Consider the following 1,299-nt stretch of genomic DNA (forward strand, 5'->3'; position numbering starts at 1 on the left):
GATCACTACTAGAGTTTCATCTACCACCTTCACTATCTTATGGTGACTGAGCGTTTAAGCCACCACAAGCGTTGCAGTCTAAAGGAGCTTATTTATGCCAAATACCTTTAATAGACTCCCAATACTCTGAGAAAATAGAGTCATTACGCTTCGTTTCTTCCTGACTATCTAGATGGGTAGGTGGCAAGATATGCTCATAATAGGTATCTTTTAATAGCTTACGTAATAAGCCTTCTCCAATAAATCCTTTGCCATCATTTAGCGTATTTGCCGCTCGTAATAGGTGACGAATGTCATATTGCGATGGATCTATATCAGGCACCTGTTTTTTGATATTCAGTAGGCTATATACCGCGACTCTAGCCGTACGAACAGAGCTTTCGACGGTGAATACCACATCATTTCTAGTTTCGACAAATTGTCCTACTAAGCCTAGATTAGTACAACCTTGCGGTACAATTTCAGGGCGGTCGCCTTGCGCACGTACCATAAACTGTGAGGTGATATATGGCATATAAGTAGATCTAACAATGGTATTGTCAACCACGCCGTCTAACTCATTGATAATACCAAGGTGGTGGCAGAGCTCTGCTAAAATCTCATTACCTGTACATTCTGGCATTGGTTTCTTAATATAATTGCCATCTTTATCCATCAGCAAACTATACACCCAAAGTACTAAGGTGTCCTTTGGTTGATCAGGGAAATGCGGCTGACGGTTACAAGTAAAGCTCATTACCCAGTTAGAATCGGTAAAGGTGACGATACCACCTGTCGCTGTTTTACCTGAGTATGGATCATTAACAGACAGCTCTTTAACCTTATCTACCAATGCAGAAGGCTTACAAGTCAGTGTGGCTGACATCCATGCAGACTCATTCACATTACCATTGAATTTTCCAGGATGCCCAAAGACGCTGGACTTATGAGCAAGATTGTTCCAAAGCGTCCAACCTTTTGATTGCCCTTGATTGTCTAACATAGCATCTAGGTTTGGCGCAGAATCGTTATCACCATATCGTGTATCATCAGTCATTGTGCCTGTGGTTGCTACTACATAATCATTCTCTGTAATAGTAATACGGGTAGGCTTACCACCTACTTCTGCAATGATGGCTTTGACCGTTTTGGTTGGCTCATTAGCTGAACCCTTAACAGATTCATGGTCATCAGCTTGATTAAACTCAATATCTAAATCCGTCACCGAAGTATCGTATTGGAATTTAACCCCTTTTTCGATGAGATAGTTACGTAGCGGTACGATAAACCCATCATATTGATTGTATTTTGGAAATACTA

The 1,299-nt window shown here is 41.0% G+C and carries 1 protein-coding gene; it reads right to left on the reverse strand.

Annotation, left to right across the window (positions count from 1 at the left end; translation table 11 throughout):
* Positions 1-88 precede the first annotated feature (88 nt).
* A partial coding sequence (locus tag AS194_RS01870) for an oleate hydratase (RefSeq protein WP_200960303.1) occupies positions 89-1,299 on the reverse strand: 1,211 nt, incomplete at its 5' end.

It is taken from the genome of Psychrobacter piscatorii (genome assembly GCF_001444505.1).
Classification (GTDB): Bacteria; Pseudomonadota; Gammaproteobacteria; order Pseudomonadales; family Moraxellaceae; genus Psychrobacter; species Psychrobacter piscatorii_B.